This window comes from Streptomyces sp. NPDC058683, assembly GCF_042716195.1.
GTDB lineage: Bacteria > Actinomycetota > Actinomycetes > Streptomycetales > Streptomycetaceae > Streptomyces.
Genome location: NZ_JBHXSK010000030.1, coordinates 1 through 17,308, shown reverse-complemented (window position 1 = coordinate 17,308; position 17,308 = coordinate 1). Strand labels below are relative to the sequence as shown.

Below are 17,308 nucleotides of genomic sequence, written 5' to 3'. Positions count from 1 at the left end.
GGGCGCAGCCATGGCGACCGAGTGCGACGCTGGAAAAGCCACCGTAAAGGTCATCAAAAAGGCAAAAAGGGAACAGGGGTCCGATGATGAGTGCCGGTGAAGCCGCCGCAACCGGTGACCCGCCCCCGCGTCCGTCCTCGCCTCCGTCCTCGCCTCCGTCCTCGACTCCATCCTCGCCTCTGCCCCCGGGCGCCGCCGCGATCGCCTCCGGGTACGCCTTCAGCGGTCCGGCCCTGGACCTCGGCGCCCTCCTCTGGGACGGGCGGTGCCGTCCCGACGCGCCGGTCCGCATCCCCCTCCCCATGCTCAACCGGCACGGCCTGGTCGCCGGGGCCACCGGCACCGGCAAGACCAAGACGCTCCAGCTGATCGCCGAGCAGCTCTCGGCGCAGGGCGTCCCGGTGTTCCTGGCAGACGTCAAGGGCGATCTGTCGGGCATCGCCCGGCCCGGGCAGCGCGGTGAAAGGGCCCTGGGCCGGGCGGGTGAGGTGGGGCAGGAGTGGGCGGCGACCGGCTTCCCCGCCGAGTTCCTCGCACTCGGCGGCCTCGGCCACGGCATCCCGGTCCGCGCCACGATCACCAGCTTCGGCCCGGTCCTGCTGTCGAAGGTGCTCCAGCTGAACCGGACCCAGGAACAGTCCCTCGGCCTGATCTTCCACTACGCCGACACCAAGGGCCTGGAGCTGATCGACCTCAAGGACCTGCGCGCGGTGGCCGCCTTCCTCACCTCCGACGAGGGCCGGGCCGAGCTGAAGGGCATCGGAGGGCTGTCCACGGCCACGGCCGGGGTGATCCTGCGTTCGCTGACCGCCTTCGAGGCGCAGGGCATGGCCGACTTCTTCGGCGAGCCGGAGTTCGACACGGCCGACCTCCTCCGTACGGCACCGGACGGCCGGGGCGTCGTCTCGGTCCTGGAACTCCCCGCCGTACAGGACAAGCCGCTCCTCTTCTCGACCTTCCTGATGTGGCTGCTGGCCGACCTCTTCCACGACCTCCCCGAGATCGGCGACGCCGACAGGCCGAAGCTGGTCTTCTTCTTCGACGAGGCGCACCTGCTGTTCAACGACGCCTCGAAGGCGTTCCTGGACTCGATCACCCAGACCGTGCGCCTGATTCGCTCGAAAGGGGTCGGCGTCTTCTTCGTCACGCAGACCCCGAAGGACGTACCGTCCGACGTCCTGGCCCAGCTCGGCAACCGCGTCCAGCACGCGCTCCGCGCCTTCACCCCCGAGGACCAGAAGGCGCTGCGGGCGACCGTGGGGACCTTCCCGAAGTCGTCGTACGACCTCGAAGAGCTGCTCACCGGCCTCGGCATCGGTGAGGCCGTGGTCACCGTGCTCAGCGAGAGGGGCGCCCCGACGCCGGTCGCGGCGACCCGGCTGCGGGCCCCGGAGTCCCTGATGGGGCCGGTCGACGCGGCGGAACTCGACGAGGCGGTAAGGGCGTCGGCCCTCTACGGACGTTATGCACAGGCTGTGGACCGGGAGTCGGCGTACGAGAAGTTGCAGCGGACCCCGGCCGCCGGGCCGAAGGCCGCGACCCGCGCAGGGAAACCCTCGCCCGAAGAGGAACCCTCGCTCGTCGAACAGGTCGTGGGCAGCGGGATGTTCAGGTCCCTGGCCCGTTCCGTGGGCACACAGCTCGGCCGCGAGATCACCCGGTCGCTGTTCGGTACGGCGCGCCGGCGCAGGTGAGCTGGGTGAGCCGGGTGAACCGGGCGCCCCGCACGGGCCGCCCGGCTCACGACGTCAACCGTGTTTCTGCACCTGAGGCCGCGGCCTCGGCGGCTCCGCCACCTTCGCCTCCGTCTCCGGCTTCGGCGCGCTGCGAACGGCCTCCGCGCGCAGCAGGGCGCGCAGGACCGCGTACGGGTCTGTGGACATGGCTGTGTTCCTTGCGTAGTGCTGGCTGACCTGGGGGAGTGCGGGACCTGTCGGTCGGTCAGCAGCGCAGGACCACGGTGCGCAGCAGAGGCGTGGCGTACGGCGGACGCGGTGCCGTCGGGCACGGGCGGTGGCGGTCCGCCGGGTCGGCGGGCGCCGCGTCCGGCAGCGGCGCGGGGCGCTGGGGCACGTCGGCGCGGTGGACGGCGCGGGCGGGGAGCCGTAGCGGAGTGTCGAGGGCGTCGAACTCGACGGTCTCGGAGGAGGCCGCCGGAGCGGTCGCCGTGAGGGCCTCGGCCGCCGTCGGGGCGCCGGCCAGCAGCAGGGCGAGCAGCAGCACGAGCGCCCGCAGCCAGGTGTGTCCTGGCTGCGGGCGGCCGGAGCGGGAGCCGCTGCTCATGGCGGTCATCTCCCCACGCGACGGACGGTGTTCATCGCGCCGGGCGCGAGATCCGCTCGCTCGGCGTACCGGTGGGGCGCGAGGTTGACGCCGTTCACACTGCCTGCGGGATGTGTTTGGCCCGGCTGCGGATGCCGAACGAGGAGATGATCTCGACGATGCCGACGACGACCAGCCAGATTCCGGCGACCAGGGTCAGCACGGCGACCGACTCGAACGGCGAGACGATCAGCACGATGCCGGCGATGAAGGTGACGATGCCGAGGAAGATCATCCAGCCGCGGGCGGGCATCCCGGGGTCGTGCACGGCGGCGATCGTCTGGGTGATGCCGCGGATCAGCCAGCCGATCCCGATCCACAGGGCGAGCAGCAGGATCGACTCCAGCGGGCCGCGGAAGCAGAACAGGCCCAGCAGGATCGACAGCGCGCCGCTGATGAAGGCCAGTACCCGCAGCGAGGTCGTCTTGTGCGTGCCGAACGCGGCGACCAGCTGGAAGATGCCGCTGATGATCAGGTAGATACCGAAGAGCACACCGGCGGCGAGCAGTGAGGCGCCCGGCCAGACGAGGACCAGGACGCCGAGGATCAGGGAGGCGATCCCGGTGAGCAGTACGGTCTGCCAGGCGGCCTTCGCGAGGGCGTGCAGGGGCCCCTCGAAGGGCGGTTCGGGCTCATGCCGGTAGGCGGGCGTGGGCGCGGAGACGGAGGCGGACGCGGACGCGGACGCCGGGACTGAGGCCGGGGCCGGGGCCGGGGCGGTGTGAGCCGTGCGGTCGTCGTCGGCGGGGCCGGTGCTGGGAGGCTCGCTCATGCCTCCAGCTGAAACCGACGGGAGCGGCCCTGCCATCAGGGAGGGGCCGAACGGGTGACGAAACCCGGCCCCCCGCGGCTACTTCTCCCCGGCCTTCGCCGCCTTCGCCGCCGCCTTCATCTCCTGCTTGTGCGCGCGTACCTTCGCCAGTGACTCGGGCCCCGTGATGTCGGCCACGGACCGGAAGGACTCCGCCTCCCCGTACGCCCCCGCCGCCTCCCGCCACCCCTTCGGCCGTACTCCCAACTGCTTGCCCAGCAGCGCCAGGAAGATCTGCGCCTTCTGCTTGCCGAACCCGGGCAGTTCCTGGAGCCGCTTCAGCAGTTCCGCCCCGCTGCCGGCGTCGCGCCAGATGCCCTCGGCGTCACCGTCGTAGTGCTCGACGAGGTACTGGCACAGCTGCTGAATCCTCTTGGCCATGGAGCCGGGGTAGCGGTGCACGGCCGGCTTCTCGGAGAGCAACGCGGCGAAGGCTTCGGGGTCCTGGGCGGCGATCTCGTGCGCGTCCAGGTCGTCCGTCCCCATCCGCTGCGCGATGGTCGCCGGTCCCTTGAACGCCCACTCCATCGGGACCTGCTGGTCGAGCAGCATGCCGGTGAGCGCGGCGAGCCTGCTGCGGCTGAGGAGTTCGTCGGCGGCGGGGTCCTGGGCGAGATGCAGGGGCGTGGCGCCGGCCCCGGTGTCGGGCTCGGCCTTGGCGTTGGCGTCCATGGCTCGATGATCCCGCGCCCGCACCCGCCCCGCGCGCCCGCGGCGGCCCGGCCTGCGCCGCTCCCGCACCCCTCACGTACGATTCCCCCACGATTCAGCTTAGGCAAGCCTAACCTTAGACAAGAGGTGTCGCAGGGTGACCATCACGACGTACCGAGACGCCTGGGGCATCCCGCACCTGCGGGCGGCCGACGCCCGCGAACTCGCCCGTGCGCAGGGCCGGGTCACCGCCCACGACCGGGCCTGGCAACTGGAGGTCGAACGGCACCGGGCGCAGGGCACGTCGGCGTCCTTCCTCGGTTCCCCGGCCGTCGCCTGGGACGTGTTCGCCCGCCGGGCCCGCCTGGCGGACACCGCGAGACGCTGCTTCGAGGCGCTGGAGAGACGGGACCCGGAGACGGCGGAGTGGGTACGCGCGTACGTGGCCGGGGTGAACGAGGGTCTGGCGGGCGGAGCGGCCCGCACGCCCGAATTCGCCCGCACCGGCCTCGCCCCCGGCGTCTGGGAGCCCTGGCACCCCCTGGGCGTCTGGCTGGCCACCCACATCCTGTTCGCCGGCTTCCCGGCCAAGCTGTGGCGCGAGGAGGCGATACGGCACCTGGGGGAGGACGCGGTCCCGTTGTTCGCCACGGACGGCCCGGGCACCTCCGGCAGCAACGGCTGGCTGCTCGCGGGCTCCCGCACCACCACCGGCCAGGCACTGCTCGCCGGCGACCCGCACCGCTTCATCGAGGCGCCCGGCGTCTACCAGCAGATCCGCCTCTCCTGCCCGGAGTTCGACGTGATCGGCCTGGCCGTACCGGGCGTCCCGGGCATCGCCCACTTCGCCCACACGGGCACGGTCGCCTGGTCCATCACCAACGCGATGGCCGACTACCAGGACCTCTACCGGGAGCGCCTGCGGCGCACGGAGAGGGGCGTGGAGGCCCTGAACCCGGACGGCACCTGGCACCGGGCCGCACGGCACACGGAGACGGTGGAGGTGGCAGGAAACCCCCCGCTGCGGATCGAGGTGCTCGAGACCGAACGGGGCCCGCTGATCACAGACACCGCAACCGACCAACCACACCCAACCCCCACCCCCACAGCGCCAGCCGGCGCTCATCCTCCGCACAGCGCTCCCGCCCTCGACCCGACGGCCGCCGATGGCGCTCGTCCTCCGCACAGCGCTCCCGCCCTCGACCCGACGGCCGCCGACGGCGATCAGCCCCCGCACACTGCTCCCGCCCTCGACCCGACAGCCGCCGACGGCGATCAGCCCCCGCAGGGGCCACCCGCACTCGACCACGAAACTCGCACGGGTGGTGCGGGTGGGAAAACACACGCCGATGGCGGAGCCGAGGCGTTGGCCCTGCGGTATCCGCCCCGCGTCACCGCCGACCTCGGCTTCAGCGCCCTCCTCCCCCTCCTCCGGGCCCGCCGCGTCGCCGACGTCGACCGTGCCTTCGACGCCTGGACCGAGCCCGTCAACGTCGTACACGCCGCCGACACCGACGGAGGCCTCCTGCACCGCGTCGCCGGCCGCGTCCCCGTCCGCTCCCACATCAACCGCACCCGCCTCGCCCCCGCCTGGCTCCCCGGCCACGCCTGGCAGGGCTGGCACGAGATGCCGTACGGCGACCTCACCGACGGCGTCGCCGTGATGGCGAACCAGCGCGGCCCGGCCGCCCCCCTCGGCGTCGAGTTCGCCCCACCCCACCGCGCCGACCGCATCCGCACCCTCCTCGACGAGCGCCGCACCTGGTCCGCCGCCGACCTGCCCGCGATCCACACCGACACCCACCTCGCCTCCGCCGCGCCCCTCCTCGACCACCTGGCCGCCCTCGACGACCTCACCCCCGGGGCCGCCGAACTCCGCGGCCGGCTCCTTGCCTGGGACCGCCGGATGGACGCCGACAGCACAGGCGCCGCCGTCTACGCGGCCGTACGCACCGCGGTCGTACGACACCTCGCCGCCCACCCCGCCTTCGCCGCCCTCGCCGAACCCCCCGCCCACCCCGAGGTCCTGCTCCCCTGGCTGGCCCTCACCCCCCGTGTCGCCTTCGCCCTGGAACACCTCCTGAGGGCGGAGGAGCTGTACGGCATCGACCGTCCCGCCGTCGTCCGTACGGCAGTCGAGGAGGTCGCGGCCGGCAGACCCACCGGTACCGGTACCGGCACCTGGGGCGACACCCACCGCCTCGCCCCCTGGCAGGCGCTGCCCGACCCGTCGTACGACGGACCGGCCCTGTCCGGCGACCACGACTGTGTGCTGTGCACCTCGGCCGTTCCCGGTCTCACCGACCTTTCCGCGCGCGGCCCGGCCGCCCGGTACGTCTGGGACCTGGCGGACCGCGACAACAGCCTCTGGGTGGTGCCGCTCGGCGCGGACGGCGTCCCCGGCGCACCGCACCACACCGACCAGCTCGCCCTGTGGCTCAAGGGCGAGCTGGCCCCGGTCAGCACCGACTGGGACCGACTGGAACTCGTAGAGGAAACCGATGTCTGAACACACCGTCGACGGCTTCGGCACCGTCCGGCTCCGCCCCCTCGACCCCGAGCGGGACGCGGCCGTCGTCCACACCTGGGTCAGCGAGGAACGCGCCGTCTTCTGGGGCATGACCGGCCTCACCCGGGCCCAGGTCGCCGAGATCTACGCCCACATGGCCACCCTCGACACCCACCACGCCTACCTCGCCTGTCTCGCCGCGAAGGACGACACCCCGGTCGCGCTCCTCCAGACGTACGAGCCGGAGGCCGACCGGGTGAGCGAGTGCTACGAGGTCCGCCCCGGCGACATCGGCATCCACGTCCTCCTCGCCCCGGCCGGCCCCGAGGGCCCCCGCCCCGGCTGGACGGACGCCCTCCTCTCCGTCTTCACGGAGTTCGCCCTGCGCACCCTCGACCGCCACCGCATCGTCGTCGACCCGGACGTCCGCAACGAGAAGGCGATCGCCCGGTTCGTCCGCCAGGGCTTCACGCCCGGCCCGGCCGTCGTACTCCCCGAGATCGACCTCCCGGACGTCCATCTGCCCGAAAAACATGCTCAACTGGCATTTCTCCCCTGGGCGGTAGCCTTCCCGGGTGCTGACCCCCGATGACCTGATCGCCCACTACGACCTGGAGCCGATCCCCCGCGAGGGCGGCCTGTTCCGGCAGACCTGGGCCGGTCCCGAACGTGCCGACGGCCGCCCCGAGGGCACCGCGATCGTCGTCCTCCTCACCGCCGACGACTTCTCGGCCCTGCATCGCCTCCCCACCGACGAGATCTGGCACCACTACCTGGGCGACCCCCTGAACCTCCTGCTCCTCGCCCCCGACGGCACCACCCGCACCCCCGTCCTCGGCCCGGACCTCCGGGGCGGCCAGCAGATCCAGCTCACCGTCCCGGCCGGCACCTGGATGGGCGCCCGGGTGGCACCGCCCGGCGCCTGGGCCCTGTTCGGCTGCACCATGGCCCCCGGATTCACCTTCGAGGGGTACGAACACGGGAACGCGGCCCACCTCACGGCGCGTTACCCCTCCGAAGCCGCCCGCATCACGGGACTCTGCCGTCCATGACCCACCTACTGGACGGACAGATCGCCCTGGTCACGGGCGCGAGCGGCGGCATCGGCCGGGCCGTCGCGCTGCGCCTCGCGCAGGAGGGCGCGGCGGTGGCCGTGCACTGCCGTACGGCCGTGGCGGCGGCGCACGAGGTCGCCTCGGCCATCGGCGAACGAGCGGTCGTCGTACAGGGCGACCTGACCGACGAGGCGACCTGCCACCGGATCGTCCAGGAGGCCGCGGACTGGGGCGGCGGCCGGCTGACCGCACTCGTCAACAACGCGGCTGTACAACCCGTACAGCCCCTGCCCGGCATGACCGCGGCCGACTGGCGTGCGGTCGTCGACACCGACCTCGGCAGCGTCTTCGCCTGCACCCAGGCCGCCGCCGACATCATGCGCGCCCAGCCCGAGGGCGGCACGATCACCCACATCGCCTCCATCGAGGCGACCCACCCGGCCCCCGGCCACGCGCACTACAGCACGGCGAAGGCGGCGGTGGTGATGCACGCGCGAGCGGCGGCCCTGGAGTACGGCCACCTCGGGATCCGCGTCAACACGGTCTCCCCGGGCCTGATCGACCGGGAGGGCCTGGCGGACGCCTGGCCGGAGGGGGTGCGGAGATGGCAGGAGGCCGTACCGACGGGCCGGCTGGGCCGCCCGGAGGACGTGGCGGACGCGGTGGTCTTCCTGGCGTCCCCGCTGGCGTCCTGGATCACCGGCCACGACCTGGTGGTGGACGGAGGAGTGTCCGCCCGGCCGACGTGGTGACGGCGCCCTTCCGCACAATGAGTGCTGCAGGCCCCCCATCCGTATGACCCATGAACGCCTGCTTCCGAACTCAGGACGGTGACGTGAGCGAAGATCCCGGCCGGCGGTGCACGACAACCCCCCACAGGGCGGCCCCACGCGGAGCGTTGCGCACCCTCGCCCTTCTCGGCACCCTCTTCACCGCCCTCTTCCTCGCGTCGGCCGCCCCCGCCTCCGCGCACGCGGCCCTGCGCGGCAGCGATCCGACTGACGGCGCCGTACTGAAGTCGTCGCCCGGATCCGTCACCCTGACCTTCACCGAGTCCGTCGGTCTGCTCGACGACTCGTTCCGGGTGTACGACCCCACCAACCACCGGGTGACCACCGGCGAGCCCGAACACGGCCCCGCCGGCTCGGACACCGCCCGGATCACCTTCCCGAAGAAGCTCGGCTCCGGCACGTTCACCGTGGCGTGGCGGGTCGTGTCGGCGGACAGCCACCCCGTCTCCGGTGCCCTCACCTTCTCCGTGGGCAAACCGTCGGCGACCACGGCGGCCGTCCCCACCGGCCCGGTCGAGAACCCGGCCACCGGCAGCCTCTACAACATCGGCCGCTATGCCGCGTACCTCGCCGTGGCGCTGCTGATAGGCACCGTCGCGTTCATAGCCCTCTGCCGCCCGCCGGACCCGGCCCCGCTCCGCAAACCGATCCGGACGGCCTGGTGGACCCTGCTGGCCGCCACCCTCTTCCTCTTCGTCCTCCGCTCCCCCTACGAGGAGGGCACCTCCCCGGCGTCGGCCTTCGACCTCTCCGCGCTCGCCAGGACCGCGACGGGCCGCCCGGGCCTGATCCTGCTGGCGAGGGTCGCCCTCCTGGCGATCACGGCAGGCCTGTACGTCTTCCTCGTCCGCAAGCGCGAGACCCGGTTCCGCCCGTCGTCCCGCCCGTTCCTCGTCACGGCCGCCGCCCTCGCCGTCGCTCTGACCCTGACCTGGGCGACGGCGGAACACGCCTCGGCCGGCATCCAGGTACCCCTGGCGGTGACGTCCTCGGTCCTGCACCTCCTGGCGATGGCGCTGTGGCTCGGCGGCCTCACGGCCCTCCTCATCACCCTCCACCGGGCCACCGCCACCCCCCTCCCCACCGTCGTCGTCACCCGTTTCTCCCGGGTGGCCTTCGCCTCGGTGACGGTCCTCGTGGTCACCGGCGTGTACCAGTCCTGGCGCGGCCTGGGCTCCTGGCAGGCACTCACCGACACGACGTACGGCCGTCTCCTGCTCGTCAAGCTCGTCGCCGTGACCCTGCTGCTGGCGGCGGCCTCCCAGTCCCGCCGCTGGACGGCGAAGGCGGCGGGCGCCCCGGCCGCGGCCGCGGCGACGGCCCGCGAGCGCGTCCCGCAGACGGTCGGCGCGCCGCCCCCGGAGACCTCACCGGCCTCGGAAACCCCACCGGCCTCCGAGACCCCATCGGCCTCGGAGGAGCCGGCCCCCACGCCGGACCACCGGGCCCTGCGCCGCTCGGTCCTCGCCGAAGTCGCCATCGGCGTCGCCGTCCTGGTCATCACCACGATCCTGACCGGCACCCTGCCCGGCCGCGCGGCCGCCGAGGCGGCCGAGGCGGGCTCGGGAACGGCCACGACCGGCGGCATCCCGACGACCTCCGTCTCCATGGTCCCCTTCGACGTCGGCACCCCGAACGGCCACGGCAAGGTACAGATCACCCTGGATCCCGGCCGGGTCGGCGACAACTCCGTGCAGGCGGTCGTCTTCGGCCCTGACAACGGCATCTCCGCCGTCCCCGAACTCCGCCTCTCCTTCACCCTCGCCGCCCAGAAGATCGGCCCCCTTCCGGCCGACCTCACCGACCGAGGCGGCTACTGGGCCACCAACTCCGTCAACCTCCCGATCGCGGGCGAGTGGACGATGAACCTGACGGTGCGGGTGTCGGACCTGGACCAGGTGACGGTGGCGAAGAAGATACGGATCGCCGGGTAGCCGCGTCGACCACCCTCGTCCGCCGGAACCGGGACCAGGGTGGTCGACGCCGGCCCTGGTCACCGGCCCTGCGGGACGGTGCGCCGCCGCGAGGGATACCGGACCCGGCCGATTGCGAAGGGCACAGGTGTCCGACACACGTCGGGGATCTGCGGGCGGTCAGAGGGTGGCGACGCGCAGTCCGACGAGGACGGCGGCGCTGATCGCGAGGACGGTTGCCGGGGGTGCGCCCTTGAAGTCGCCGACACGCAGGTGCGTGGCGACCGCACCGATGAAGTAGAGGGCCAGTCCGACGGCGGCGGCGACTCCCAGGGGCGCCCACCGGAGCCCGACGACGAGGCCGCCCGCTCCGGCGATCTGAGCGACGCCCAGGAACGGCAGCACGCCGTAGGACAGTCCGAGGGTGGACATCTGGTCGACGAGCCGCTTGGGCCGGATGAATTTGGCACCGGCCGAAGCCAGAAGCACTGCCGACATGAGTGCGGTGAGGACGGCGTAGGCGATGGACATGCGAGACCTCGACTGTTCGGCGATTTCGGGTGGTTGCACTTGCGCGGGGTGGTCCGGCTCCGGTGCGCGGGCGGCTCAGCCGGATGCGCGCCGTACGGCGGGTGCCACCTCGGACGCGAACTTCTCGACGAAGACCTCGTCGTAGAGCTCCCTGTCGACGCCGAAGATCTCGAACGGCTCGGTGTAGGCGCTGCGGCCCGCCGTGATTTCGGCACGCCCTCCCGAGACCAGGTCGAGCTGCGCGAAGTCCTGGTGGAGACGGACGGGCTCGAGCACGCTGAGGACCGAGACGGCACTGGTCAGGGTGATGGACGAGGTTCGGGCCGCGACGGCCGCAAGGACGACGGCCGGTGAGGAGACCGCGAACCGAGGAGTGTGGTGCTCGCCGACGCCGAACACGTCGAGCCCCGTCTGATCCGCGAACACTCCGAAGTCCACGATGTCGCGGACGCGTTGCGAGCCGGTGTCACCTGGGCTTACGTCGGCGAGGGAGTGGATGCCGAGCTCGATCTCGGCGCCCGTCGGGGTGGTGCGCTGCATACCCTCGACGCTAGGGATCCGTTAGGTACCCGAAGGTACCCTTCGGCTCATGAGCCTCCGTCCCGGGACCGTCTTCCTCGCCGACTGTCCGGCCAGGCTGGCCATCGAGATCATCGCCAGCAAATGGGCCATGGTCACGCTCTTCGCGCTGAGCGACGGCCCGGTGCGGCACGGCGATCTGGTCGAGCTGATCGGCGGAGTCTCGCGCAAGGTGCTGACGCAGACGCTGCGCCGACTGCAGGACAACGGCCTCGTCGAGCGACGGGCGTACGCGGAAGCGCCACCACGCGTGGAATACAGCCTGACCGAACTCGGGGCCACGCTCAGGGAGCCCATCGCCGTACTGGCCGACTGGGCGAAATCCAACGGCGAAGCGATCGCCACGTTCCATGAGGCGGCCGAGGCGGAGGATTCCTAGCCGCATACCTGTCTGTCGCTACGGCAGCTCTGGGCGGCCGCGGAGGATACGAGATTCGAACTCGTGAGGGGCTGCCCCAACACGCTTTCCGACTGTGGTGGCGGGCGCCGTTCGGGGGCGTTCACCTGGGTTCACGGGCGGAAGATCGGTGCGCGGGAGTGGGCTCGTGGAGTCGTCTGAACGTCCGCGAACGGTGGTGAATGAGACGGGAACCGAGACGGCCGTGCTGACCGTCAGGGGCAGGACAGGTCGTGGGGCAACTTGCAGGCGTCGTCACGCAGGTGCAGCCTGCGGAGATCCTGGACCAGGCCGATGGGGAAGGGATGCAGCATCCACTTGGCGCGATAGCCGGTCTCGCCATGCTCCGCGAGTACTTGCTGAGCGGCGTCGAGAACGGTGTGGGCGAACACCGGTCGTGGATGCGCCGATCTCCACATCACCGTGCCGTCGGAATCCGGTAGGTCAGGACTGACCGCGACGTCGGCGAACGTGTAGATGGACACGCCGACCGATTCATCCGTCGCGCGGAGAACCCAGCGAAGTTCCTGCGGCTCGGCGTCGAAGAAGAACCGGGTCGTGCGCTGCTGCCCGTACAAACCGCCCGTGCCGGCCACGAGGTCCGCCAGCGCGTCAGTGCAGTAGCTGACGGTCAGCGAGACCTTCTTGGAACCCTCGGTCAGGTGGCATCTCGCCCAACCATGGTCCCCCAGTTCCCACGTCAGCTGGAAGCTTGGCCTGGTCCCCGCCATTCCCTGCCGTTCCTCGCATGGTCTGGCACGTGTCCGGTACGGGCGCGGCCGCTCGATCTGTGCGTCTGCCGTGAGCCACGGACTACTCGTAGATGGTCGCAGCTCGTAGAGCTCGTGCGAAGAAGCTCCAGTCACCGTCGGCCGGCAGACTGCGGCCGACGTTGCCGTACCAGCCGTCCGCGTCATCGATCCATGCTGCCAGCGCCTCCAGGAAACTCGCGAGGTCCGCGTTCTCCCATGAGTGCCCCTCCTCGGTGTGGCTTCGGTGGAGGGCACGGACGAAGGCGGCCAGGTCTTCTCTGCTGTCGACGTGATCAGGAGAAGCGGTCATGAACGGCACCCTACTTGGCACACCTGCGGTTGGCGGGAGCCTGGTGAACACCGCTTTAGGAGTTCGATTGAGCGCCCCGCATCTGGCCCTCGCGCTCCTACCGGTATGGCGCGCGTGATCACTCAAGCCCGCCTGCGTTCGCCGTCGTTGATGTCGGTTGGTGATGTCGGTTGGTGATGTCAGGTTGGATGGCCCGATGGAGCGTATTGAGGTCGAACTGTTCACAGACGGTGGCAACGACGCCGTGGTGCGCATGCCCGGCAGACGGTTCCCCGGGGTTCTGGTACAGGGCGACTCCCTTCACATCCTTCGCACCGACGTGGCCGAGGTGGTGGAGGCATGCGAGCGAGGCGACCTGGACGAAGCGCGGGAGTCCGCCGGCCTTCTTCTTGCGAACCTGGACGCTCTGCTGACGCGGTACGAAGCTGCGTTGGCCGAGCACGACAATCCGCGGCCGTATTGAGCTGTCGGGCCGTCGGCTTGGGAAGCTGAGATCATTTGGGGCTGGTCTGTCGGAGATGGCCTTACCTGGAAGAGGCTCCTGCGGGACGCGGGAGTGCGAGACGGCCGTCTCCATGACGCTCGCCACACCGCCGCGACCGTGCTCCTGATCCTCGGGGTCCCGGACGTCGTGGTTGACGCGATCATGGGCTGGGAGTCCGGGGGAGCGACGCGTATGTGTGCCCGGTACATGCATGTCACCGGGACAGTGTTGAAAAGGACCGCTCATCAGGTCGGAGAGGCCCTTTGGGGTGCCGATGGACGGTCTCTGCCATGATCCGGGATCGCCTGTCTCCCGTCCGGGAGGGGACAGCTGGGGGAGGAACCATGGACAAGCGGACGGACCCTGTCGAGATCATCGCGCGCGTGGGTGGCGTGACGCCCTACTCGGATCACGAGCGGGCGTTCGGTACCTGGGTGTATCTCGCCTCGAAGGCCGGATGGCAGGTGGTCGAGGCTGACGGCTTCGCCGCTGACAGCGACCGGGGCGAAATCGGTGCGGTGGACGTCGAGGGTGTTCGGTACGTGATCCGGCTCGGGCCACGAGTGCGGCGGCTGCTCTACGAGGTTGTCGATGGGCACATGGTGAAGCGGGATGTGCTCGCGGTTGCGGCCTGGGCGGAGCCGGTCGTCACCAAGGAGAGCGCCCCTGGTTGGTACTCCGCAGAGGCCGACCGAGACGGAAAGTGAGACGGACAATGTCGAAGGGCCCCGCTGCGAACAGCGGGGCCCTTCGACATCGTGCCCGGTGAGGCACTGGCGGAGGATACGAGATTCGAACTCGTGAGGGGTTGCCCCAACACGCTTTCCAAAACTGAGACCAGGCTGCCGGGTCATACCTTCTTGACGACGACGGTGTCCGGGAGGAGCTTTTCCAGGTCGTCCACGTCCGAGGTGAAGACGGTGACCTGTCCCTTCTGCTGGCGTGCGATGACAGCGAGCACGGCATCGATGGCGTATTTGTGGCCGTGCAGCTTGGCGGCGCCGAGGAGCCGGCGGGCTTGGCGGGCCTCGTCCTTGCCGATGTCGGCGACCTTGAGCCGGGAGAGCACCCAGTCCCAGCGTTGCTCGGTGGTTCTGCCGTCGTACGCCTCCACCAGCGTCATGGGCGACGTGACCACTTCGGCTTCACCCCGTGCTGCGAGATCGAGCCAGGCGATCATCTTCCGGTCGCCACGCACAGCGAGGGACAGGGCTTCGCTGTCGAGTACGAAGGTGCGCAGTGGCCGCTGCCCGTGCTCACTGGCTCGCTTGGTCACGCGGCCTCTCCAGCGTTGTGTCCTTCGGCGGTGAGGCGGCGCTCGTGCTCGGCGTCGAGATCTTCCAGCTCCGAGAGTGCTGCCGCGCGCTCGTCCTCGGTGACCGCGCCGTGTTCCTCCTGCAGCCAGTCGACCAGTTCCAGCAGACGGTCCCGATCACGCTTGAATCGCAGTGCTTCGGCGACGTACGCCGAAAGTCCCCGCTCAGCCGCCTCGGCGCGGATCTCGTCTAGTAGATCTTCGGGGATCGTCACCGTTACTTTCTTGGTCGCCATACAAGTCACCATACTCTTGGTGTGAATGCCCCTACCAGTTTGCCGTGACTCGTAGGGCAAGGAGGCCAATGGCCAATCCGTGAGCCCTGCCCATGCGTGATCGCCGACTCGTACCGCTTCACTCGGCCACCTCGTGCCGTTCACTCTCATCAGCGCATGCTGCGTCGGACGAGGATGGTTGTCCTTCGCGGTGGTGAGCCTCCTGCCGTTGATGGAACGACAGGAGGAGAGTCCATGTCCCTGCTGCCTTCGGCAGACGTCTTCAGATCGATCGAGCTAAAGGTTCCGCAGCTGCTCGGTGGACAGTTGGTCTGTCCACATGTGCCCGGGGAGAGATGTTCGGTCGGCGAGCACCTCACGCTCTCGGAGGCGAAGGAAGCGGCGGCACGAGATGCCGCGCATCGATGGCGCTACCTGCTGGACTCCCACGTTGCAGAGGCTCAAAGCAATCTAGGGCACATGGTGTGGTGTGACCCACTGAGCCGGTACACGGACTATCACGACTGGAAGCGGCTGCTGGAGGACGCGGGAGTGCTGAACGCCCGGCTGCACGACGCCCGGCACACCGCCGCCACCGTGCTCATGCTGCTCGGTGTCCCGGATCGCGTCATCGATCAGATCATGGGGTGGGAGCCGGGCACCTCCGCGAGCATGCGGGCGCGGTACCTGCATGTGCCGGACGCCATGCTGAAGGACGTGGCCCGGAAGATCGCCGAAGCCATCTGGGGACCCCCGGAAACACCCGCTGTGGACAAAAACCAGGACAACGAGGTCTGAGGACAACGTCGAAGGGCCCCACCTCGCGGTGGGGCCCTTCGACGTATTGCCCGGTGAGAGCAATGGCGGAGGATACGAGATTCGAACTCGTGAGGGGTTGCCCCCAACACGCTTTCCAAGCGTGCGCCCTAGGCCTCTAGGCGAATCCTCCGCTCGGAACATTACATGACCGAGAGGAGTGCTCGCGAACTCGTTCCCACCCCCTGACGTCGGGTACTCTGTGCAGAGCCCCTCACGCGGCGCTATCTGACTGAACTCCCCCAGGGCCGGAAGGCAGCAAGGGTAGGTTGGCTCTGGCGGGTGCGTGGGGGGCGCTTGCGTTTGCGGGCGGGGCTGCTTGTCAGTGGGCGCCTATAACCTCGTAAGCGTGTCGTCTCTCGCGCTGTACCGCCGCTATCGCCCGGAGTCGTTCGCCGAGGTCATCGGGCAGGAGCATGTCACCGACCCGTTGCAGCAGGCGCTGCGGAACAACCGGGTCAATCACGCGTACCTGTTCAGCGGGCCGCGTGGGTGCGGGAAGACCACCAGCGCACGGATCCTGGCCCGCTGCCTGAACTGCGAGCAGGGGCCGACGCCGACCCCCTGCGGCGAGTGCCAGTCCTGCCGCGACCTCGCACGCAACGGGCCCGGTTCCATCGACGTCATCGAGATCGACGCGGCCTCTCACGGTGGTGTGGACGACGCCCGTGAGCTGCGCGAGAAGGCCTTCTTCGGGCCTGCCGGCAGCCGCTACAAGATCTACATCATCGACGAGGCCCACATGGTCACGTCGGCCGGCTTCAACGCGCTGCTCAAGGTCGTCGAGGAGCCCCCGGAGCATCTGAAGTTCATCTTCGCCACCACCGAGCCCGAGAAGGTCATCGGGACCATCCGGTCGCGGACCCATCACTATCCCTTCCGGCTGGTGCCGCCGGGCACGCTGCGGGATTACCTCGGCGAGGTGTGCGGCAAGGAGAAGATCGCCATCGAGGACGGCGTGCTGCCGCTCGTCGTGCGCGCCGGTGCCGGTTCCGTGCGTGACTCCATGTCCGTCATGGACCAGCTGCTCTCCGGGGCCACCGAGGCGGGTGTGACGTATGCCATGGCCACCTCCCTGCTCGGCTACACCGACGGGTCCCTGCTCGACTCCGTCGTCGAGGCCTTCGCGACCGGGGACGGCGCCGCCGCCTTCGAGGTCGTCGACCACATCATCGAGGGCGGCAACGACCCGCGCCGCTTCGTCGCCGACCTGCTGGAGCGGCTGCGGGACCTGGTGATCCTCGCGGCGGTGCCCGACGCCGTGGAGAAGGGGCTGTTCGACGCCCCCGCCGACGTCCTGGAGCGTATGCAGGCCCAGGCCGGCACGTTCGGCGCCGCCGAGCTCAGCCGCGCGGCCGACCTCGTCAACGAGGGCCTGACCGAGATGCGCGGCGCCACCTCCCCCCGCCTCCAGCTGGAGCTGATCTGCGCGCGCGTGCTGCTGCCGGCCGCCTACGGCGACGAGCGGTCCCTGATGGCCCGCCTCGACCGGCTGGAGCGGGGCGTCAACTTCTCGGGCGGGGGCGGTGCGCCCGCGATGGGGTACGTCCCAGGGCCCGAGGCACACCAGGCGGCGCCGGGAGGGGCTTCGGCGGGTACGGCTCCCGCTCCGGCTCCCGCTCCTGCTCCGGTTCCTCCGGCTGCTCCGGCTCCGGTTCCGCAGGGCGGCGGGCCTGCGGCGGCCCGTGCGGCGGTACGAGGGGGAGCGGCACCCGAGCCCGCGCCGGTGCAGGCGCCCGCGCCGACGCCGACACCGGCCCCTCAGCCGCCTGCGCCCACACCGACGGCCCCGACGGCTCCTCCGGCCGCCCCGCCCGCCGCCGCACCCGGCGCCTGGCCGACGGCCGCCCCCGCGGG

At 70.7% G+C, this 17,308-nt stretch carries 20 protein-coding genes, 1 tRNA gene, 1 other RNA gene and 2 pseudogenes; 13 read left to right on the top strand and 11 right to left on the bottom strand.

What is annotated here, in order from left to right; translation table 11 throughout:
* Positions 1 to 83: 83 nt before the first annotated feature.
* Positions 84 to 1,694 (top strand): helicase HerA-like domain-containing protein, encoded by a 1,611-nt coding sequence (locus tag ACFWXC_RS30075; RefSeq protein WP_384483419.1) that lies wholly within the window; start codon positions 84 to 86, stop codon positions 1,692 to 1,694.
* Positions 1,695 to 1,748: 54 nt separating this feature from the next.
* On the opposite strand, the gene ACFWXC_RS30070 is transcribed toward ACFWXC_RS30075, so the two are convergent.
* From ACFWXC_RS30070 to ACFWXC_RS30055, 4 genes are all read right to left on the bottom strand, one after another.
* Entirely contained in the window at positions 1,749 to 1,883 is a 135-nt protein-coding gene (locus tag ACFWXC_RS30070; protein ID WP_384483418.1) for a hypothetical protein, read from the bottom strand.
* Positions 1,884 to 1,941: 58 nt separating this feature from the next.
* Entirely contained in the window at positions 1,942 to 2,292 is a 351-nt protein-coding gene (locus ACFWXC_RS30065; RefSeq protein WP_384483417.1) for a hypothetical protein, read from the bottom strand.
* A gap of 85 nt (positions 2,293 to 2,377) precedes the next feature.
* Positions 2,378 to 3,094 carry an HdeD family acid-resistance protein gene (locus tag ACFWXC_RS30060; protein WP_384483416.1) on the bottom strand — a complete coding sequence of 239 codons (717 nt, stop codon included), beginning with the start codon at positions 3,092 to 3,094 and terminating at the stop codon, positions 2,378 to 2,380.
* Positions 3,095 to 3,172: 78 nt separating this feature from the next.
* Positions 3,173 to 3,805, bottom strand: a complete 633-nt coding sequence (locus ACFWXC_RS30055) for an HhH-GPD-type base excision DNA repair protein (RefSeq protein WP_384483415.1) — start codon at positions 3,803 to 3,805, stop codon at positions 3,173 to 3,175.
* Positions 3,806 to 3,941: 136 nt separating this feature from the next.
* Between ACFWXC_RS30055 and ACFWXC_RS30050 the strand changes: the two genes are divergently transcribed.
* From ACFWXC_RS30050 to ACFWXC_RS30030, 5 genes are read left to right on the top strand one after another with little or no spacing between them, the layout of a single operon-like run.
* On the top strand, positions 3,942 to 6,293 hold the full coding sequence (locus tag ACFWXC_RS30050) for a penicillin acylase family protein (RefSeq protein ID WP_384483414.1): 2,352 nt from the start codon (positions 3,942 to 3,944) through the stop codon (positions 6,291 to 6,293).
* A complete protein-coding gene (locus ACFWXC_RS30045; protein ID WP_384483413.1) occupies positions 6,286 to 6,885 on the top strand; it encodes a GNAT family N-acetyltransferase in 600 nt (199 codons plus the stop codon). Before ACFWXC_RS30050 ends, ACFWXC_RS30045 begins: the two co-directional genes overlap by 8 nt.
* Positions 6,872 to 7,345, top strand: a complete 474-nt coding sequence (locus ACFWXC_RS30040) for a cupin domain-containing protein (protein WP_384483517.1) — start codon at positions 6,872 to 6,874, stop codon at positions 7,343 to 7,345. The genes ACFWXC_RS30045 and ACFWXC_RS30040 overlap by 14 nt, the downstream gene beginning before the upstream one ends.
* The gene (locus ACFWXC_RS30035) at positions 7,342 to 8,100 is read left to right on the top strand and encodes an SDR family NAD(P)-dependent oxidoreductase (protein WP_384483412.1); all 759 of its coding nucleotides are present in this window, start codon (positions 7,342 to 7,344) and stop codon (positions 8,098 to 8,100) included. The genes ACFWXC_RS30040 and ACFWXC_RS30035 overlap by 4 nt, the downstream gene beginning before the upstream one ends.
* A 50-nt stretch (positions 8,101 to 8,150) precedes the next feature.
* On the top strand, positions 8,151 to 10,073 hold the full coding sequence (locus tag ACFWXC_RS30030; RefSeq protein WP_384483411.1) for a copper resistance CopC/CopD family protein: 1,923 nt from the start codon (positions 8,151 to 8,153) through the stop codon (positions 10,071 to 10,073).
* A gap of 159 nt (positions 10,074 to 10,232) precedes the next feature.
* Here ACFWXC_RS30030 and ACFWXC_RS30025 read toward each other — a convergent pair whose 3' ends face one another.
* The gene (locus ACFWXC_RS30025) at positions 10,233 to 10,583 is read right to left on the bottom strand and encodes a DoxX family protein (RefSeq protein WP_384483410.1); all 351 of its coding nucleotides are present in this window, start codon (positions 10,581 to 10,583) and stop codon (positions 10,233 to 10,235) included.
* Between the two features lie 75 nt (positions 10,584 to 10,658).
* Positions 10,659 to 11,123 carry an LLM class flavin-dependent oxidoreductase gene (locus ACFWXC_RS30020; protein ID WP_384483409.1) on the bottom strand — a complete coding sequence of 155 codons (465 nt, stop codon included), beginning with the start codon at positions 11,121 to 11,123 and terminating at the stop codon, positions 10,659 to 10,661.
* Positions 11,124 to 11,172: 49 nt separating this feature from the next.
* Here ACFWXC_RS30020 and ACFWXC_RS30015 point away from each other — a divergent pair, with 49 nt between their 5' ends.
* Positions 11,173 to 11,541 (top strand): winged helix-turn-helix transcriptional regulator, encoded by a 369-nt coding sequence (locus tag ACFWXC_RS30015; protein WP_384483408.1) that lies wholly within the window; start codon positions 11,173 to 11,175, stop codon positions 11,539 to 11,541.
* 233 nt (positions 11,542 to 11,774) lie between these two features.
* Here the strand turns inward: ACFWXC_RS30015 and ACFWXC_RS30010 are convergent, their stop codons facing one another.
* Complete coding sequence (locus tag ACFWXC_RS30010; protein ID WP_384483407.1) at positions 11,775 to 12,290, bottom strand: hypothetical protein; 516 nt, start codon at positions 12,288 to 12,290, stop codon at positions 11,775 to 11,777.
* A gap of 82 nt (positions 12,291 to 12,372) precedes the next feature.
* Complete coding sequence (locus ACFWXC_RS30005; RefSeq protein WP_384483406.1) at positions 12,373 to 12,621, bottom strand: hypothetical protein; 249 nt, start codon at positions 12,619 to 12,621, stop codon at positions 12,373 to 12,375.
* A gap of 196 nt (positions 12,622 to 12,817) precedes the next feature.
* On the opposite strand from ACFWXC_RS30005, the gene ACFWXC_RS30000 reads away from it, so the two are divergent.
* From ACFWXC_RS30000 to ACFWXC_RS29990, 3 genes and pseudogenes are all read left to right on the top strand, one after another.
* Positions 12,818 to 13,084 (top strand): DUF6959 family protein, encoded by a 267-nt coding sequence (locus ACFWXC_RS30000; protein ID WP_384483405.1) that lies wholly within the window; start codon positions 12,818 to 12,820, stop codon positions 13,082 to 13,084.
* Positions 13,085 to 13,150: 66 nt separating this feature from the next.
* Positions 13,151 to 13,399: pseudogene (locus ACFWXC_RS29995) on the top strand (tyrosine-type recombinase/integrase); the annotation flags it as partial.
* Between the two features lie 50 nt (positions 13,400 to 13,449).
* Positions 13,450 to 13,812 carry a hypothetical protein gene (locus tag ACFWXC_RS29990; protein ID WP_384483404.1) on the top strand — a complete coding sequence of 121 codons (363 nt, stop codon included), beginning with the start codon at positions 13,450 to 13,452 and terminating at the stop codon, positions 13,810 to 13,812.
* Between the two features lie 143 nt (positions 13,813 to 13,955).
* Here ACFWXC_RS29990 and ACFWXC_RS29985 read toward each other — a convergent pair whose 3' ends face one another.
* Together ACFWXC_RS29985 and ACFWXC_RS29980 are read right to left on the bottom strand one after the other, a co-directional pair.
* Complete coding sequence (locus ACFWXC_RS29985) at positions 13,956 to 14,381, bottom strand: PIN domain-containing protein (protein ID WP_384483403.1); 426 nt, start codon at positions 14,379 to 14,381, stop codon at positions 13,956 to 13,958.
* Positions 14,378 to 14,656: a CopG family transcriptional regulator gene (locus tag ACFWXC_RS29980; RefSeq protein WP_384483402.1), complete on the bottom strand. Its 279-nt coding sequence runs from the start codon at positions 14,654 to 14,656 to the stop codon at positions 14,378 to 14,380. Before ACFWXC_RS29980 ends, ACFWXC_RS29985 begins: the two co-directional genes overlap by 4 nt.
* Before the next feature lie 474 nt (positions 14,657 to 15,130).
* Here ACFWXC_RS29980 and ACFWXC_RS29975 point away from each other — a divergent pair.
* Positions 15,131 to 15,433, top strand: a pseudogene (locus ACFWXC_RS29975) (tyrosine-type recombinase/integrase); the annotation flags it as partial.
* 63 nt (positions 15,434 to 15,496) lie between these two features.
* On the opposite strand, the gene ACFWXC_RS29970 reads toward ACFWXC_RS29975, so the two are convergent.
* A tRNA-Ser gene (locus tag ACFWXC_RS29970) sits at positions 15,497 to 15,584 on the bottom strand.
* Between the two features lie 72 nt (positions 15,585 to 15,656).
* Here ACFWXC_RS29970 and ffs point away from each other — a divergent pair.
* Positions 15,657 to 15,755, top strand: an RNA gene (gene ffs, locus ACFWXC_RS29965) — signal recognition particle sRNA small type.
* Between the two features lie 45 nt (positions 15,756 to 15,800).
* Positions 15,801 to 17,308 (top strand): DNA polymerase III subunit gamma and tau (locus tag ACFWXC_RS29960; protein WP_384483401.1); only part of this gene is annotated, 1,508 nt, incomplete at its 3' end.

What these genes read in the sequence shown, in the direction of transcription:
- ACFWXC_RS30075 (WP_384483419.1), top strand. Translation starts at nt 84, where the DNA reads ATGATGAGTGCCGGTGAAGCCGCCGCAACCGGTGACCCGCCCCCGCGT.
- ACFWXC_RS30070 (WP_384483418.1), bottom strand. Translation starts at nt 1,883, where the DNA reads ATGTCCACAGACCCGTACGCGGTCCTGCGCGCCCTGCTGCGCGCGGAG.
- ACFWXC_RS30065 (WP_384483417.1), bottom strand. Translation starts at nt 2,292, where the DNA reads ATGACCGCCATGAGCAGCGGCTCCCGCTCCGGCCGCCCGCAGCCAGGA.
- ACFWXC_RS30060 (WP_384483416.1), bottom strand. Translation starts at nt 3,094, where the DNA reads ATGAGCGAGCCTCCCAGCACCGGCCCCGCCGACGACGACCGCACGGCT.
- ACFWXC_RS30055 (WP_384483415.1), bottom strand. Translation starts at nt 3,805, where the DNA reads ATGGACGCCAACGCCAAGGCCGAGCCCGACACCGGGGCCGGCGCCACG.
- ACFWXC_RS30045 (WP_384483413.1), top strand. Translation starts at nt 6,286, where the DNA reads ATGTCTGAACACACCGTCGACGGCTTCGGCACCGTCCGGCTCCGCCCC.
- ACFWXC_RS30035 (WP_384483412.1), top strand. Translation starts at nt 7,342, where the DNA reads ATGACCCACCTACTGGACGGACAGATCGCCCTGGTCACGGGCGCGAGC.
- ACFWXC_RS30030 (WP_384483411.1), top strand. Translation starts at nt 8,151, where the DNA reads ATGAACGCCTGCTTCCGAACTCAGGACGGTGACGTGAGCGAAGATCCC.
- ACFWXC_RS30025 (WP_384483410.1), bottom strand. Translation starts at nt 10,583, where the DNA reads ATGTCCATCGCCTACGCCGTCCTCACCGCACTCATGTCGGCAGTGCTT.
- ACFWXC_RS30020 (WP_384483409.1), bottom strand. Translation starts at nt 11,123, where the DNA reads ATGCAGCGCACCACCCCGACGGGCGCCGAGATCGAGCTCGGCATCCAC.
- ACFWXC_RS30015 (WP_384483408.1), top strand. Translation starts at nt 11,173, where the DNA reads ATGAGCCTCCGTCCCGGGACCGTCTTCCTCGCCGACTGTCCGGCCAGG.
- ACFWXC_RS30010 (WP_384483407.1), bottom strand. Translation starts at nt 12,290, where the DNA reads ATGGCGGGGACCAGGCCAAGCTTCCAGCTGACGTGGGAACTGGGGGAC.
- ACFWXC_RS30005 (WP_384483406.1), bottom strand. Translation starts at nt 12,621, where the DNA reads ATGACCGCTTCTCCTGATCACGTCGACAGCAGAGAAGACCTGGCCGCC.
- ACFWXC_RS30000 (WP_384483405.1), top strand. Translation starts at nt 12,818, where the DNA reads ATGGAGCGTATTGAGGTCGAACTGTTCACAGACGGTGGCAACGACGCC.
- ACFWXC_RS29990 (WP_384483404.1), top strand. Translation starts at nt 13,450, where the DNA reads ATGGACAAGCGGACGGACCCTGTCGAGATCATCGCGCGCGTGGGTGGC.
- ACFWXC_RS29980 (WP_384483402.1), bottom strand. Translation starts at nt 14,656, where the DNA reads ATGGCGACCAAGAAAGTAACGGTGACGATCCCCGAAGATCTACTAGAC.